Raw genomic sequence first — 15,482 nt, 5'->3', positions numbered from 1 at the left:
GGGAACAGGCCGGAAAGAGGCCGGGAAACAAACCGGGAACCGGCCGGAGAACCGGCCGTGCTCCCGCGTCGCGGTCAGGCGTCCTCGGCGAGTTCCAGCCAGCGCAGCTCCAGTTCCTCGCGTTCCCCCGCCACCCCACGCAACTGCCCGTCGAGTTCGGCCACCTTCGCGAAGTCGGTGGCGTGCTCGGCGAGCTGCGCGTGCAGCTTGGCCTCCTTCTCCGAGATCTTGTCCAACTGGCGCTCGATCCGCTGGAGTTCCTTCTTCGCGGCCCGCTGGTCGGCGGCGCTCCGCTCGGTCGTCACGGGCTTGGGCGCCACGGCGGCCGCCGAGGCGGACTCGGCCTCCGCCATGCTCCGGCGCCGCTCCAGGTACTCCTCGATGCCGCGCGGCAGCATCCGCAGCGTCGCGTCGCCGAGCAGCGCGAACACCCGGTCGGTGGTGCGCTCGACGAAGAACCGGTCGTGCGAGATGACGATCATCGAGCCGGGCCAGCCGTCGAGCACGTCCTCCAGCTGGGTCAGGGTCTCGATGTCCAGGTCGTTGGTGGGCTCGTCGAGGAAGAGGACGTTGGGCTCGTCCATGAGCAGCCGCAGCAGTTGCAGCCGCCGCCGCTCACCGCCCGACAGGTCGCCCACCGGCGTCCACTGCTTCTCCTTGTTGAACCCGAACGTCTCGCACAGCTGCCCCGCGGTCATCTCGCGGCCCTTGCCGAGGTCGACCCGCTCACGCACCTGCTGCACGGCCTCCAGTACCCGCAGGGCGGGGTCGAGTTCGGCGACCTCCTGGGAGAGGTAGGCGAGCTTGACGGTCTTGCCGACGACGACCCGCCCGGCGACCGGCTGCGCCTCCCCCGCGGTGCGCGCCGCGTCGGCCATGGCCCGCAGCAGGGAGGTCTTCCCGGCGCCGTTGACCCCGACCAGGCCGATGCGGTCGCCGGGGCCGAGCTGCCAGGTGACGTGCTTGAGCAGCATCTTGGGGCCGGCCTGGACGCTCACGTCCTCCAGGTCGAAGACGGTCTTGCCGAGCCGCGAGGAGGCGAACTTCATCAGTTCGCTGCTGTCCCGGGGCGGCGGCACGTCCTGGATCAGCTCGTTGGCGGCCTCGACCCGGAAGCGCGGCTTGGAGGTACGGGCAGGGGCGCCGCGGCGCAGCCAGGCCAGCTCCTTGCGGATCAGGTTCTGCCGCTTGACCTCCTCGGTGGCGGCGATGCGCTCGCGTTCGGCACGGGCGAAGACGTAGTCGGAGTAGCCGCCCTCGTACTCGTACACGGTGCCGCGCTGCACGTCCCACATGCGGGTGCAGACCTGGTCGAGGAACCAGCGGTCGTGGGTCACGCAGACCAGCCCCGAACGCCGCTCCTGAAGGTGCCGGGCCAGCCAGGCGATGCCCTCCACGTCGAGGTGGTTGGTGGGCTCGTCCAGGACGAGCAGGTCCTGTTCCTCGATGAGCAGCTTGGCGAGCGCGATCCGGCGCCGCTCGCCACCGGAGAGCGGACCGATGACGGTGTCCAGGCCGGCCGGGAAGCCCGGCAGGTCAAGGCCGCCGAACAGGCCGGTGAGGACGTCCCTGATCCGGGCGTCGCCCGCCCACTCGTGGTCGGCCAGGTCCCCGATGACCTCGTGCCGCACGGTGGCCGCCGGGTCGAGCGAGTCGTGCTGGGTGAGCACGCCGAGCCGCAGCCCGCCGGAGTGGGTGACCCGCCCGCTGTCGGTCTCCTCCAGCTTCGCGAGCATCCGGACGAGGGTGGTCTTGCCGTCGCCGTTGCGTCCGACGACCCCGATCCGGTCCCCTTCGGACACTCCGAGCGAGACGCCGTCCAGCAGCGCACGCGTGCCGTACACCTTGCTGACGTTCTCGACATTGACCAGGTTGACGGCCATTTCACTCCTGTGCGCGGGGATCGATCAGCCTTCAAGCGTAGGGCCTGCGGGCGCGGGGGCGGGGCGCGCGGGGGTGGTCACTCTTTGTGATGACCTGATCGGGAAACGGCCGCTACCGTTGGGGGCAGGCAGCAGAATCCCGTCCATGGGAGGAACCATGACCGCCGAGTCCGTAGAGCACCACGTCCAGTGGCCGGTGCCACCGCAGGACGGCTACACCGTGGACGACCTGTTCACGCTGCCGGATCTCCCGCCGCACACCGAGCTGATCGACGGGAGCCTGATTTTCGTGAGTCCGCAGCGCCGCTTCCACGGCAACATGGTCGACTTGCTCGTCTTCGGCCTGCGCGGCAGCGGTCTGCCCGCTGAGCTCAGGGTAAGCCGGGAGATGACCGTGGTCCTCGACAGGCGCAACGGCCCGGAACCCGATGTGAGCGTGATCCGGGCCGACGCGATCACCGGTCCGGAACAGACGAGCTACCGGGCCGACGATGTGCTCCTGGCCGTCGAAGTCGTCTCCCCGGATTCCGAGTCCCGCGACCGCACCACCAAGCCGCAGAAGTACGCCGCCGCCGGTATCCAGAACTTCTGGCGGGTCGAGGCGAGCGGGACGAGCGGCAGGCCCGTCGTCCACGTCTACGAACTCGACCCGCTCACCAAGGCGTACGTGCACATGGGCATGCACCGCGACCGCATCAAGGTCGACAAGCCCTACCCCATCGACATCGACCTCACGGCGATCGACGAACTCTGAGTCGGGCGAGGACGAACTCCGAGCGGGCGGGGCGGGGCGCCTGCTCAGATCACCGTCGCCCCGGCCGTCGGCCCCGCCGCCGTACGCACCGTCCGGCACGTCCCGGACGCCCGCAGCACCCCCGCCACCCTCTCCGCCGACCCGGCGTCGCCCGCCAGGAACGCCGTCGTCGGGCCCGAACCGGAGACCAGCGCCGCGAGGGCACCGGCCGTGCGGCCCGCGGCCAGCGTGTCCGCCAGCTCGGGGAAGAGGGACAGCGCGGCCGGCTGGAGGTCGTTGGAGACGGCGGCGGCCAGCGCCTCCGGATCGCCCTTGGCCAGGGCGTCGAGCAGCGGTTGCGAGGCGACCGGCGCGGGGATGGCACGGCCCTCGGCGAGCCGGTCGAACTCCCGGAAGACCGCCGGAGTCGACAGCCCCCGGTCGGCCATCGCGAACACCCAGTGGAAGGTCCCGCCGACCTCCAGAGCCGTCAGCTTCTCACCGCGCCCGGTGCCGAGGGCCGCCCCGCCGATCAGGCTGAACGGTACGTCGCTGCCCAACTCGGCGCAGATGTCGAGGAGTTCGGCGCGGGAGGCGCCCGTACCCCACAGGGTGTCGCAGGCCAGCAGCGCGCCCGCCCCGTCCGCGCTGCCGCCCGCCATGCCCCCGGCGACGGGGATGTCCTTGGCGATGTGGAGGTGCACGGCCGCCTCGATGCCGTGGCGTCCGGCGAGGGCGAGGGCGGCGCGGGCCGCGAGGTTGGTGCGGTCGAGCGGGACCTGACCGGCGTCCGGGCCCGCGCAGGTGACCCTCAGTTCGTCCGCGGGGGTCACCGTGACCTCGTCGTAGAGGCCGACCGCGAGGAAGACGTTGGCGAGGTCGTGGAAGCCGTCGGGCCTGGCGGCGCCCACGGCGAGCTGGACGTTGACCTTGGCCGGGACGCGTACCGTCACCGTCACTGGGCGGTCTCCTTGTACTCGGACTGCTGCTGGGGCCGGTCGGTCCGGTCGGGCTGGTCGGTGTGCCCGTCGCGCACGGCGTGCCCGGCGTGCCCGGCCGGTGTGCCGTGCTCGGCGATCCGGGCGAACTCCTCCACCGTCAGCGACTCGCCGCGCGCCTGCGGCGGGACACCGGCGGCGACCAGCGCGGCCTCGGCCGCGGCGGCGGAGCCCGCCCAGCCGGCCAGCGCCGCCCGCAGCGTCTTCCTGCGCTGCGCGAACGCCGCGTCGACGACCGCGAAGACCTGGGTCCGGGAGGCCGTCGTCCGGACCGGCTCGGCCCGCCGGACCAGCGAGACCAGCCCGCTGTCCACGTTCGGCGCGGGCCAGAACACCGTGCGTCCGATGGCCCCGGCCCGCTTCACCTCGGCGTACCAGTTCGCCTTCACGGACGGCACGCCGTACACCTTGGAGCCGGGCGCGGCGGCCAGCCGGTCCGCGACCTCCGACTGCACCATCACCAGCGTCCGTTCGATGCTGGGGAAGGTTTCGAGCATGTGCAGCAGCACCGGCACGGCCACGTTGTACGGCAGGTTCGCGACCAGCGCCGTCGGGGCCGGGCCGGGCAGCGCGCCGACCGCCATCGCGTCGGAATGGACCAGCGCGAACCGGTCGGCGCGCTCGGGCATACGGGCCGCGATCGTCGCGGGCAGCGCGGCGGCCAGCACGTCGTCGATCTCGACGGCGGTGACCCGGCCGGCCGCCTCCAGCAGGGCGAGGGTGAGGGAGCCGAGCCCCGGACCGACCTCGACGACCACGTCGTCGGGGCGGACCCCGGCGGTGCGGACGATCCGGCGGACCGTGTTCGCGTCGATCACGAAGTTCTGGCCGCGCTGCTTGGTCGGGCGCACGCCCAGCGCTGCCGCCAGCTCACGGATGTCGGCGGGGCCGAGGAGGGCGTCGGGGATGGGGCTGCTCACGGCACAAGGGTACGGGGCGAGCACCACCCCCTCGGCCCACCGCCCGGACAGACCCGAGAGCCACGGATCACGACGGGCCACCGGCCGGTGGATCTACCGGCCAAGGGCCACCGGCCGGGTGCTCAGCTGTGCAGGCGCATCCCGCAGTGCGGCCAAGGGCTCGCTCCGTGCCGTAGGTACAGCTTCTTCGCCCGGTAGGTCTGCTCCGCCGGTGAGGCGTCCTGCGGGCGTCCCTTGCCGCCGAGGCCGTGCCAGGTGCGGGTGTCGAACTGGTAGAGGCCGCCGTAGGTCCCCGAGGGATCCACGGCCGTGGGCCGCCCGCCGGACTCGCAGGCCGCGAGGCCGTGCCAGTTCAGGCCCTCGGCGCCCTCGACGGAGGGCGGCGGCGGTTTGACGCCCACCCGTACGAGCTGGGTGCGCGGTTCGCGGACCACCTCGGCCCGCTCCCGGCGGGGCTTCTGCCGGACCCCGTTGACGGTCCGCATGAGGTAGGTGACGCGTCGCACACCGGGCTGCCCGGCGCTGTCGACCACCTCGATGCCCCGGAACAGCGAGGGGTCGTCCGTCCGGCTCACCAGGAACGGGATCAGTTCCTCCCGGACCTCCTTGGCGCCGGTCACCCGCAGCACGGTCACCGTCTGGCCGTCCCGCGGGAAACTGCCGAGCGGCACGGACGTGGTGTCCTGACCGCGCAGGGTGACGCCGGCTCCCCGGACCGCCTCGCGGACGGTCGCCGCGTTGGTGCGGACGACGCGGGCACGGCCGTCCGCGATGACCGTCACCGCGCGTTCGGTGCGTACGTCGAGGGTGAGACCGGAGCGGCCGATGGGCCGGGAGCGCGGCACCGACAGGTACGCGCCCTCCGCACGCACCCCGAGCCGGCCGAGCATGCCCTCCACCGTGCGGGCCGTCGTCCACACCTCGTGCCGCCGGCCGTCGAGCGTGAGCCGCACGGGGCGTCCGTGGTCCACGCTGACCTGGTCGCCGCTTTCCAGCTCCGTGTCCCGGCCGGGCGTGACCCGGTCGTGCGCGCCCACCGGCAGGTCCTCCTCGGCGAGCAGTTCGCGCACGTCGTCGGCGAAGGTGTGCAGGGTGCGCGCCTTGCCGTCGACGCTCAGTTCGACCGCCTTGTCCTTGGCGACGAACGCGGTGGTGCCGCCGGCGAGGAACGCGACGACCAGCGCCTGCGGCACCAGTCGGCGCATGGCGGACTCCGAGCGCCGGGCGTTGCGCTCCCGCCGCCGGCGCGCGGCGCGCCGGTCCGACCGGGGGCCCAGACCCGGCTCACGCAGACCGGACTCACGCAGACCCGGCTCACGCAGACCCGGCTCACGCAGACCCGACTCACGCAGACCCGGCTCACGCAAACCGGACTCACGCAGGCCCGACCCGAGCCGGGACTCGCCGGACGCCTGCCGGGGCAGCAGCCGCTGTTCGTAGGCGGGCCGGTAGGTGTCGCGGTACGCCCCGCCCGCGACGGGCGCCTCCCACATGCCGTAGCCCGCCGTCGGGTCCGGGCCCGTGCCGTACCCCGCCGTCGGATCCGGGCCGGGGCCGGGAATGTACGTTGCGTACGGCCCGTACATCCCATCAGTCCCGTACGTCTCGTACTGCGGATTGCTCACACCGACACGCTCCAGAGGGCCAGAAGGGTGCAAAAGGCCCCCAGAACCTAGCGGAGCACCCGCCATCCTCCAAAACGACGCAACAGCAGACAGTTGGGAAAAGTATCCTCGCGGCCGCCCGCGATCAGTAGTCGAAGGCGCGGGCGGTGTTCGCCCCCAGGGCCGTCGCCAGCACGTCCTCGCCGATGCCGCGCACGGCGGCCATGGCGCGCACCGTCACCGGAACCAGATACGGCGCATTGGGCCGTCCGCGGTACGGCGCCGGGGTCAGGAACGGCGCGTCCGTCTCCACCAGGACCAGTTCCAGCGGGGCGACGGCGAGGGCGTCGCGCAGGTTCTGGGCGTTCTTGAAGGTGACGTTGCCGGCGAAGGACATGAAGTAGCCCTCGCGGGCGCACACTTCGGCCATCGCGGCGTCGCCCGAGTAGCAGTGGAAGACGGTGCGCTCGGGGGCACCCTCCTCCTTGAGGACGCGCAGCACGTCGGCGTGCGCGTCCCGGTCGTGGATGACCAGCGTCTTGCCGTGCCGCTTGGCGATCTCGATGTGGGCCCGGAAGGACCTCTCCTGGGCCGCCATGCCCTCGGGCCCGGTACGGAAGTGGTCGAGTCCGGTCTCCCCGACGCCCTTCACCTCGGGCAGTCCGGCCAGCCGGTCGATCTCGGCGAGCGCCTCGTCCAGGGCGGCGTCCCCGCCGGGCACGCGCGCCCCCTGCCGGGACCAGCCGTCGGGGTCACCGTGGACGATCCGCGGCGCCTCGTTGGGGTGCAGGGCGACGGTCGCGTGGACGCGGTCGTGGGCCGCGGCGGTCTCCGCGGCCCACTGGGAGCCCTTGATGTCGCAGCCGACCTGGACGACGGTCGTCACCCCCACCGACGCGGCCTTGGCAAGCCCCTCCTCGACGGTGCCGGACTGCATGTCGAGATGCGTGTGGGAATCGGCGACCGGCACCCGGAGGGGTTCCGGGAGCGGCGGCGCCGCGTTCTTGTCGGCGGTGTCGGCATTCGAAGACATGTCCCGATCCTACGGACGCGGCCCACCGCACCGACCGGCGAGCGGGACGGCCCGCCGCGCACGGGCCGGGACGGCCCGCCTTGGGCGGCGGGTGCCAGGTCAGCCCGCCGCGCACGGGAAACGGGGTCGCCCGCCGCGCACGGGAACCGAGTCGCCCGCCGCGCGCGGGTGCCGGGCCGGTCCGCCCCGGCCAGGAACCCTGCCGGTCCGCCCGCCTCCGCGGGCGGATCCGGGTCAGCCCGCCTTGCGCTGGAACGGATGGAGGAGATCGGACAGGTGCCAGTGGCGGTGCACCGGCTCCCGGTCGGCCGTCAGCGGCACCGTCGGCACCTCCGGGACCTCGACGGGTCCGGCCGGCGGCGTGCGGTGCGCGTTCCCGTACGCCGCCGCGCCGCGCACCGACGCGACCTGCCCGGCCCGCATGATCCGCACCACCTGGCCGTCGCAGTTCTGGCACCCGGGCCGGCTCAGCGGCGACGGCACGATCCGCCCGCCCGCCACGTATATGACGAACTGGGCACCGTCGGCATCCGTGTGGTGCTCTATCTCGTACGACTGCTCCCAGCCGTGCCCGCAGCGCATGCAGGCGAAGGAATACGACTCGTGAACGACGGCTGTGGCCGCACCGCGGAGGCCGGTCTGCCCTGCGATCTCACTCATGCCAGCTGCTCCTCTTGTCCGCTGGACAAGCGCCCCCTGCGTACGGGACTCCCCCCGGAATCCCAACGGGGACGGGGGACGGGTCCGCCCCCTCGACCCAGTGGACTCCCGCACCGGAGCGAATGCACCGGGGCCTGTCGAGTGTTGGAGCCGATTTGGACTTCCCTTGCCCTGGCGGTCCCGGCGGGCAGGCGCGGGCTTTGCCTTGCACGAGCCCCCTTTGCCCACGCATGGGGCCGCGCCCCCAAAGGGGCGCGGGGAACTGAGGGTCCCCCCTGTTCGAGCGAAGCCGAGAACTTGAGGGAGCGCCCAGCCACAACCCACCCGCACCCGACCGACCTCCGCCCCACCTGCACCGGCGCCCCCGGAACCCCCGCCAAACCCAGCGGAGCGCTACCGTTTCGCCGCCACCACCGCGTCGAACACCTCCCGCTTGGGCACGCCCGCCTCGGCCGCCACCGCCGCGATCGCCTCCTTGCGCCGCTCCCCCGCCTCCTCCCGCGCCCGGACCCGGCGCACGAGTTCGTCCGCGCCGAGATCCCCGGGGCCGGGTTCCGGGGCGCCCTCGACGACGACGGTGATCTCGCCCCGTACCCCCTCGGCCGCCCAGGCGGCCAGCTCGGCGAGGGGACCGCGCCGTACCTCCTCGTACGTCTTGGTCAGCTCCCGGCAGACCGCGGCCCGCCGCTCACCGCCGAACACCTCGGCCATCGCGGCGAGGGTGGCGTCGAGGCGGTGCGGCGCCTCGAAGTACACCAGGGTGCGCCGCTCCGCCGCGGCCTCCCGCAGCCGCGACAGCCGCTCGCCCGCCTTGCGCGGCAGGAACCCCTCGAAGCAGAACCGGTCGACGGGCAGCCCGGACAGCGCGAGCGCGGTGAGCACGGCGGACGGTCCGGGGACCGCGGTGACCCGGATGTCCCGCTCGACGGCCGCGGCGACCAGCCGGTATCCGGGGTCGGAGACCGACGGCATCCCGGCGTCCGTGACCAGCAGCACCCGCGCGCCGCCCAGCAGCTCCGCGACCAGTTCGGGCGTGCGGGCCGACTCGTTGCCCTCGAAGTAGGAGACGACGCGCCCCTTGGGGGTGACGCCCAGCGCCTGGGTCAGCCGGCGCAGCCGCCGGGTGTCCTCGGCGGCCACGACGTCCGCGTCCGCCAGTTCCGTCGCGAGCCGCGGCGGCGCGTCCGCGACGTCGCCGATGGGGGTGCCAGCCAAGACAAGGGTTCCAGTCACCCGACCATCCTCCCAGGGGCGGTCGGAGGCAGGCTCGGCCGGATCGGTACCGCCCAGGCGCGGGACTCACACAGAAGGGTTCCCTACGATGGCGCGGTGACCAGTACCGCGTCCTCCATGGACACCCGGCAGGGCCAGGCCCCGCACGACCAGCGGCCGTCGTGGCTGCGGCGACTGCGCCACTTCGGCTATCGGTCGGACCCGGCCGGGTCCGACCACGGCCTCGGCGACGTCCGCGACCGCCTGGTGCCGCCGTTCGCCGAGCCCAGCCCGCGCCTGTGGCACGCCCTGGGGATGCCGCCGGCCCTGGCCGAGCGCGTCACCCGCTGGTCGGGCTGGATCGGCCCGCTGCTGGTGACGCTGATGGCGGGCCTCCTGCGGTTCTGGCACCTGGGCAGCCCGAAGGCGGTGATATTCGACGAGACGTACTACGCCAAGGACGCCTGGGCGCTCGTCCACCGCGGTTTCGAGGTCAACTGGGACAAGAGCGCCAACGACCAGATCCTCCAGTCGGGCGGACATCTGGGCATCCCGCTGGACCCGGCGTACGTCGTGCACCCGCCGGTCGGCAAGTACGTCATCGGGCTCGGCGAGCTGATCTTCGGCTTCAACCCGTTCGGCTGGCGGTTCATGACCGCGCTGCTCGGCACGCTCAGCGTGCTGCTGCTGTGCCGTATCGGCCGGCGGATCTTCCGCTCGACCTTCCTCGGCTGTCTGGCGGGCGCGCTGATGGCGGTGGACGGCCTGCACTTCGTGATGAGCCGCACCTCGCTGCTGGACGGCGTGCTGATGTTCTTCGTCCTCGCGGCCTTCGGCTGCCTGGTCGTGGACCGGGACCGGACCCGGGCGAGACTCGCCGCGGCGCTGCCCGCCGACGCCGACGGCCGCGTCCGCCCGGACGCGCACACCGGCGACACGCTGCGCCTGGGCTGGCGCCCCTGGCGCTGGGCGGCCGGTGTGCTGCTCGGCCTCGCCTTCGGCACCAAGTGGAACGGCCTCTACGTCCTCGCCGCGTTCTGTGTGCTGGCGCTGCTGTGGGACGTGGGCGCGCGGAAGGTGGCCGGGGCCCGCAGCCCCTACGTGGCGGTCCTCAAGTACGACACCGGCCTCACGTTCCTGGCCACGGTCCCGGTGGCGATCGGCGTGTACGTGCTCTGCTGGCTCGGCTGGATCCTCTCCCCCTCGAACGGCTCGGGCGGCTACTTCCGCGACTGGGCGGCGACCGCCGGCAAGGGCGGCCACTGGACCTTCCTGCCGGACTGGGTGCGCAGCCTGTGGCACTACGAGCACGAGGTGTACGAGTTCCACGTCAACCTGTCGTCCCCGCACACCTACCAGTCCAACCCGTGGAGCTGGCTCGTGCTGGGCCGCCCGGTCTCGTACTTCTACGAGTCGCCGTCCCCCGGCACGGACGGCTGCCCGGCCGACGCGGGCGGGAAGTGCGCCCGCGAGGTCCTGGCGCTCGGCACGCCGCTGCTGTGGTGGGCGGCCTGCTTCGCCGTCCTCTACGTCCTGTGGCGCTGGCTGTTCCGCCGCGACTGGCGCGCGGGCGCCATCGCGTGCGGCATCGCCGCCGGCTACCTGCCCTGGTTCATGTACCAGGAGCGCACGATCTTCCTCTTCTACGCCGTCGTCTTCGTGCCGTTCCTGTGCCTGGCAGTGGCCATGATGATCGGCGCGATCATCGGCCCACCCGGCTCCAGCGACACCCGCCGCCTGTTCGGCGCGTCGAGCGCGGGCATCCTGGTCCTGCTGATCGCCTGGAACTTCATCTATTTCTGGCCGCTCTACACGGGCACCGCGATCCCGATAGACGAGTGGCGGTCGCGGATGTGGCTGGATACGTGGGTCTAGCTGGGCGTACGTAGCGTGGGGGCGTGGCCGACGGCCGCGCCCCCACGGTCGTTGTCGGACGTCAGTGGTCGCCGCCGTCCCCGCCGGTCCCTGTCGGACGGCCGCAGAAGCCCACAGAAGCTGACGGACAGCCCGGAAACGCCCGGCAGGGGCATCGCGCCGCACGCGAGGTCGCCCTCACCCTCTGGTGAACCGGCAGGCCGACGCCTACGTTTCCTCCTGACAACGGAAGTCACCGGAAGGAGCTCCCATGGACAGCGAAGGCACGACAAGACCAAGTGGGCCAGCGGCAGGCGACGTTCACGAGCGAAGCCAGCAGCAGTCGCGCAACTTCTCGCTTCCTCTCGGCGAGGAGCGGTCAGAGGCTCCGGATGCCGCGCCTTCCACGTCGGCAGATCCTTGGCAGCCTGATACGCCATCGCTGGTGAGCGCCACGGGGATTGAGCTGGTGAACGACCCGAGATCCTTCATGAATCCTCGACCGGTCCCCGTGCCTGGAGGCACTCGGCCGGACAGTCCCATGCCCTCGGAATCCCCGGACGTCAGGATCGTGACCGACCCGCAAGCCAGTCAGAATCCTCGATCGATCCCCGCACCTGGAGAAGATCGGCCGGACAGTCCGACGCTCTGGGACTCCCCGAAGATAAAGACCGAGACCGGCCCTCAAGCGCCCGCCGAGCCGACCACCGCTCAGACGGCCGAGCCGACCACCGCTCAGACGTCTGAGGAGAGTTCGTACTTCCACCACGACTCCAAATCCGGCAAATCCCGGTTCATGGCACAGATCGGGCAGTTCACCAAGAAGCTGCTCCCACAAACGCAGACGGCGGAAAGGTCCGGGAAAGCCGCCAGGCAGCAGGCTGCTCCCGGTGCGCGCTGGACGGGCAGAAACGCCGCGCAGCAGAATCAGCAGAAACGGTCGAAGTGATCCTCTGCCTTGTGGCCGGACGGTTCACGGGCACGAGGCTTGCGCGAAGCGGTGACCGATCACTGTTCGGACACCATCCGACAACATCTCCCACATCAGTAACCTGCTGCACCTAGAGTACGTGGGTCATGCACGGGGGCACGGGGAGGGGTGCGCGGTATGCGCAAGGGGGCCAAGATAGGCATCGTCGGCGGCGTGTGCGCCGTGCTGGTGGGCGGTGCCGGTTACGGGACGTACAACTTCGTCTCCGCGCTGACCGGCGGCGGGTCGGGCAGCGGTTCCGAGGCCGTGCGCACCGGTCCGCCCGACGCCGCCGAGGTCCGGGAGACCACACAGAAGTTCTTCTCCGCCTGGGAGAAGGGCGCCGCGGCCGAGGCGGCCTCGTACACGAACGACGCCGGCACCGCCGGGCCGCTGCTGACGGCGTACGCGCAGGCCGCGGACATCACCGAGGTGCACATCACGCCCGGAACGGCGACCGGTGCCACCGTGCCCTTCACGGTCAAGGCGACGGTGTCCTACGGCGGGAAGTCCGCGCCGCTCGACTACAAGAGCGAGTTGACGGTCGTCCGCGGCCGGACCACGCACCGCCCGCTGGTCGACTGGCGGCCCTCCGTCGTCCACCCCGACCTGAAGGCCGGCGACACGCTCGTGACCGACGAGTCCGCGAGCCCGCCGATCGACGCCGTGGACCGGAACGGGAAGGTGCTGACGAAGGACGCGTACCCGTCCCTGGGTCCCATCCTGGACGGGCTGCGCGAGAAGTACGGTGCGAAGGCGGGCGGCAGCCCAGGAGTGGAGCTGGTGATCCGGCACCAGGCCGGCGGCGCCGCCGACACCACGCTGCTCACCCTCGCCAAGGGCAAGCCGGGCCGGCTGCGGACGACGCTGAGCGCGGGCGTCCAGGCCGCGGCGGAGAAGGCGGTGCGCGCCTACGACGAGTCGTCGGTGGTGGCGGTGCAGCCGTCCACCGGTGAGGTGCTGGCGGTCGCCAACCACCGCGCGGACGGCTTCAACGCGGCCTTCCTCGGCCAGCTGGCCCCCGGCTCCACCATGAAGATCATCACCGCGGCCACGCTCATCGACAACGGGATCACCACCGCGAACGGGCCCGCGCCGTGCACCCCGGACGCGATGTGGGAGGGCCAGACCTTCCACAACCTGAAGGACCTGGCCCCGAACCTGAACGCGACGCTCTCCGAGAGCTTCGCCCGCTCCTGCAACACGGCCTTCATCAAGTACACGGACGATCTGAAGACGGACTCGCTCACCCGGGAGGCCGAGGACCGCTTCGGCCTCGGCCGGGACAACTGGCAGACCGGTATCCCGTCCTTCGACGGCTCGGTGCCCGCCACCGAGGGTCCGGACAAGGCGGCCGCCCTCATCGGGCAGGGCCAGGTCCAGATGAGCCCGCTGAACATGGCGTCGGTGACGGCGACCGCGATGACGGGCGCCTTCCACCAGCCGGTGATCGTGCCGCTCTCTCTCGACGACCGCGAGGCCGCCCAGGCGCGCGGGCTGTCCGCGGGCACCGTCCAGCAGTTGCGGGCGATGATGAACCGCACCGCGACCAGCGGCACCGCGTCCGGTGTGATGGCCGGCCTCGGCGGCAGCATCGGCGCGAAGACCGGTTCCGCGGAGGTCGACGGGCAGTCCAAGTCCAACAGCTGGTTCACCGGTTACCGCAACGATGTCGCGGCGGCGGCGATGGCCCAGGACGCCGGCCACGGTGTTGACGCGGCCGGGCCGATTGTCGCAGCTGTGCTACGGACGGGTGGCTGAAGTCACCCGTACAGGACGGGACTCTAGGGTGGTTTCCGTCGTTTGCCATCGTTGAGGAGCACGGGGGCGACGAGGGTGACGGGGCCCTGGAGATTTCGCGGAGGAACTGAGGCAGTGGGCAAGAGAAGGCGCGTCGCCGAGCGACGGAAGGCCGGGCCGGTCGTGCTCGGCGGCATGGCCGCCGTGGTCGTCATCGGTGCCGGGGTCGGCGGCTACGCGCTCTACGGGGGCGGCGCCGCGGCCGACGACGGCGACCGGGCGGCGGACCACAAGGCGGTGAAGACCGGCCCGCTGACCGCCACCGAGGTGCGGACCGCCGCCACCCGCTTCCTGACCGCCTGGCAGCGGGGCCAGACCCCGCAGGCGGCCGCCGCCACGGACGACGCGAGCACCGCCACCGCGCTGCTCACCGGCTACACGAAGGACGCCCACCTCAAGGACGTCAAGATCACCCCGGGCACCGCGGCCGGCGCCAAGGTGCCCTTCTCCGTGCGGGCCACGGTCTCCTATCAGGGAATCAGCAAGCCGCTGGCGTACGACAGCGCGCTCACCGTGGTGCGCGCCGAGTCCGACGGCAGGCCGCTGGTCGGCTGGCACGCCGCCGTCCTGCACCCCGATCTGGCGGACGGCGACAAGCTGGTCACCGGCGCGTCCGGCACGCCGCCGGTGACGGCGCTCGACCGCAACGGCGGGAAGCTGACCACGGCCGCGTACCCGTCGCTGGGCGCGGTGCTGGACGGGCTGCGCGAGAAGTACGGCAAGCTGGCGGGCGGCAAGGCCGGCGTGGAGCTGCGGGTGGTGCGCGGCGAGGCGTCGAAGAAGGCCAAGCTGTCCGACAAGACGCTGCTGGAGCTGAGCCAGGGCACGCCGGGCACGGTGAAGACGACGTTGAGCCCCGGCCTTCAGGACCTCGCCGAACGGCAGGTCGCCAAGTCGGACCACGCCTCGGTCGTGGTGATGCGCCCCTCGACGGGTGAGATCCTCGCGGTGGCCAACACCAGCCACGGCTTCAACGCGGCCCTCCAGGGCTCGCTGGCCCCGGGCTCCACGATGAAGGTCATCACGTCGTCGCTGCTCATCGAGAAGGACCTGGCCTCCGCGGACAAGCCGCACCCCTGCCCGAAGACGTTCACCTACGGCGGCTGGAAGTTCCACAACGACGACGACTTCGAGATCAAGGGCGGCACGTTCAAGGCGAGTTTCGCGCGCTCCTGCAACACGGCCTTCATCAGCCAGGCCGGGAAGCTGAAGAACGACGACCTGACCAAGCAGGCCGAGCAGGTCTTCGGCCTGTCCATGAACAACTGGGCGATCGGTGTCCCGAGCTTCGACGGCTCGGTGCCGGTGCAGTCGGCGGCCCAGATGGCGGCCTCGCTGATCGGGCAGGGCGGGGTGCGCATGAACCCGCTCAACATGGCGTCGGTGGCCGCGACGGTGAAGGCGGGCAGCTTCCACCAGCCGTATCTGGTCTCCCCGACGGTCGACCACCGCAAGCTGGCCACCGCCTCCCGCACGATGTCCGCGGGCACCCTCTCCCAGCTGCGCGAGCTGATGCAGTACACCGCCGCGTACGGCACGGCGGCGCAGGCGATGTCCGGTCTCGGCCCCGATTACGGCGCCAAGACGGGCTCCGCGGAGGTGGACGGGCAGAAGAAGCCCAACGGCTGGTTCACCGCGTACCGCGGGGATCTGGCGGCGGCGGGCGTCGTCCAGGCGGGCGGCCACGGCGGTGACACGGCGGGCCCGATCGTGGCGGCCCTGCTGCGGGCGGGCGGCTGAGCGAGCGCGCGGGCGGGCGGCGGCGGGCCGCCGTGGGGGCGGGGACCGCCCCCGGGCGGCGCCGCGGCCGACCGC

General features: G+C 72.2%; 12 protein-coding genes. 5 read left to right on the top strand and 7 right to left on the bottom strand.

All coding sequences use genetic code 11. From position 1 onward, the window contains the following. Nucleotides 1-74: 74 nt before the first annotated feature. Nucleotides 75-1,883: an ABC-F family ATP-binding cassette domain-containing protein gene (locus tag ACFY2B_RS22670; protein ID WP_390764886.1), complete on the bottom strand. Its 1,809-nt coding sequence runs from the start codon at nt 1,881-1,883 to the stop codon at nt 75-77. A 157-nt stretch (nt 1,884-2,040) separates the two neighbouring features. On the opposite strand from ACFY2B_RS22670, the gene ACFY2B_RS22665 reads away from it, so the two are divergent. Then, a complete protein-coding gene (locus ACFY2B_RS22665) occupies nt 2,041-2,637 on the top strand; it encodes a Uma2 family endonuclease (protein ID WP_390765047.1) in 597 nt (198 codons plus the stop codon). A 44-nt stretch (nt 2,638-2,681) separates the two neighbouring features. Here the strand turns inward: ACFY2B_RS22665 and ACFY2B_RS22660 are convergent, their stop codons facing one another. The 6 genes from ACFY2B_RS22660 to rsmI all read right to left on the bottom strand — a co-directional run bounded on the left by ACFY2B_RS22660 (nt 2,682) and on the right by rsmI (nt 9,064). Beyond that, on the bottom strand, nt 2,682-3,575 hold the full coding sequence (locus ACFY2B_RS22660) for a 4-(cytidine 5'-diphospho)-2-C-methyl-D-erythritol kinase (protein WP_390764885.1): 894 nt from the start codon (nt 3,573-3,575) through the stop codon (nt 2,682-2,684). Next, a complete protein-coding gene (gene rsmA, locus ACFY2B_RS22655) occupies nt 3,572-4,534 on the bottom strand; it encodes a 16S rRNA (adenine(1518)-N(6)/adenine(1519)-N(6))-dimethyltransferase RsmA (RefSeq protein WP_390764884.1) in 963 nt (320 codons plus the stop codon). The genes ACFY2B_RS22660 and rsmA overlap by 4 nt, the downstream gene beginning before the upstream one ends. Nucleotides 4,535-4,656: 122 nt before the next feature. Continuing rightward, nucleotides 4,657-6,159, bottom strand: a complete 1,503-nt coding sequence (locus tag ACFY2B_RS22650; protein WP_390764883.1) for a ubiquitin-like domain-containing protein — start codon at nt 6,157-6,159, stop codon at nt 4,657-4,659. A gap of 124 nt (nt 6,160-6,283) precedes the next feature. Further along, nucleotides 6,284-7,171, bottom strand: a complete 888-nt coding sequence (locus ACFY2B_RS22645; RefSeq protein ID WP_390764882.1) for a TatD family hydrolase — start codon at nt 7,169-7,171, stop codon at nt 6,284-6,286. 234 nt (nt 7,172-7,405) lie between these two features. Next, nucleotides 7,406-7,831 (bottom strand): hypothetical protein, encoded by a 426-nt coding sequence (locus tag ACFY2B_RS22640; RefSeq protein WP_390764881.1) that lies wholly within the window; start codon nt 7,829-7,831, stop codon nt 7,406-7,408. Nucleotides 7,832-8,224: 393 nt separating this feature from the next. Further along, nucleotides 8,225-9,064 (bottom strand): 16S rRNA (cytidine(1402)-2'-O)-methyltransferase, encoded by an 840-nt coding sequence (gene rsmI / locus ACFY2B_RS22635; protein ID WP_390764880.1) that lies wholly within the window; start codon nt 9,062-9,064, stop codon nt 8,225-8,227. Nucleotides 9,065-9,160: 96 nt separating this feature from the next. On the opposite strand from rsmI, the gene ACFY2B_RS22630 reads away from it, so the two are divergent. The 4 genes from ACFY2B_RS22630 (at nt 9,161) to ACFY2B_RS22615 (ending at nt 15,407) form a co-directional block, all read left to right on the top strand. After that, nucleotides 9,161-10,918: a dolichyl-phosphate-mannose--protein mannosyltransferase gene (locus ACFY2B_RS22630; RefSeq protein WP_390764879.1), complete on the top strand. Its 1,758-nt coding sequence runs from the start codon at nt 9,161-9,163 to the stop codon at nt 10,916-10,918. Between the two features lie 250 nt (nt 10,919-11,168). Continuing rightward, nucleotides 11,169-11,846: a hypothetical protein gene (locus ACFY2B_RS22625; RefSeq protein WP_390764878.1), complete on the top strand. Its 678-nt coding sequence runs from the start codon at nt 11,169-11,171 to the stop codon at nt 11,844-11,846. Between the two features lie 159 nt (nt 11,847-12,005). Beyond that, nucleotides 12,006-13,628, top strand: coding sequence for a penicillin-binding transpeptidase domain-containing protein (locus ACFY2B_RS22620; protein ID WP_390764877.1), 1,623 nt, complete (start codon nt 12,006-12,008; stop codon nt 13,626-13,628). Nucleotides 13,629-13,742: 114 nt separating this feature from the next. Next, nucleotides 13,743-15,407: a penicillin-binding transpeptidase domain-containing protein gene (locus ACFY2B_RS22615; RefSeq protein WP_390764876.1), complete on the top strand. Its 1,665-nt coding sequence runs from the start codon at nt 13,743-13,745 to the stop codon at nt 15,405-15,407. Nucleotides 15,408-15,482: the final 75 nt, after the last annotated feature.

The sequence above is a fragment of the Streptomyces sp. NPDC001270 genome, assembly GCF_042896695.1.
In the GTDB taxonomy this organism is placed as follows: Bacteria; Actinomycetota; Actinomycetes; order Streptomycetales; family Streptomycetaceae; genus Streptomyces.
This window is presented reverse-complemented; position numbering and strand designations above follow the sequence as displayed.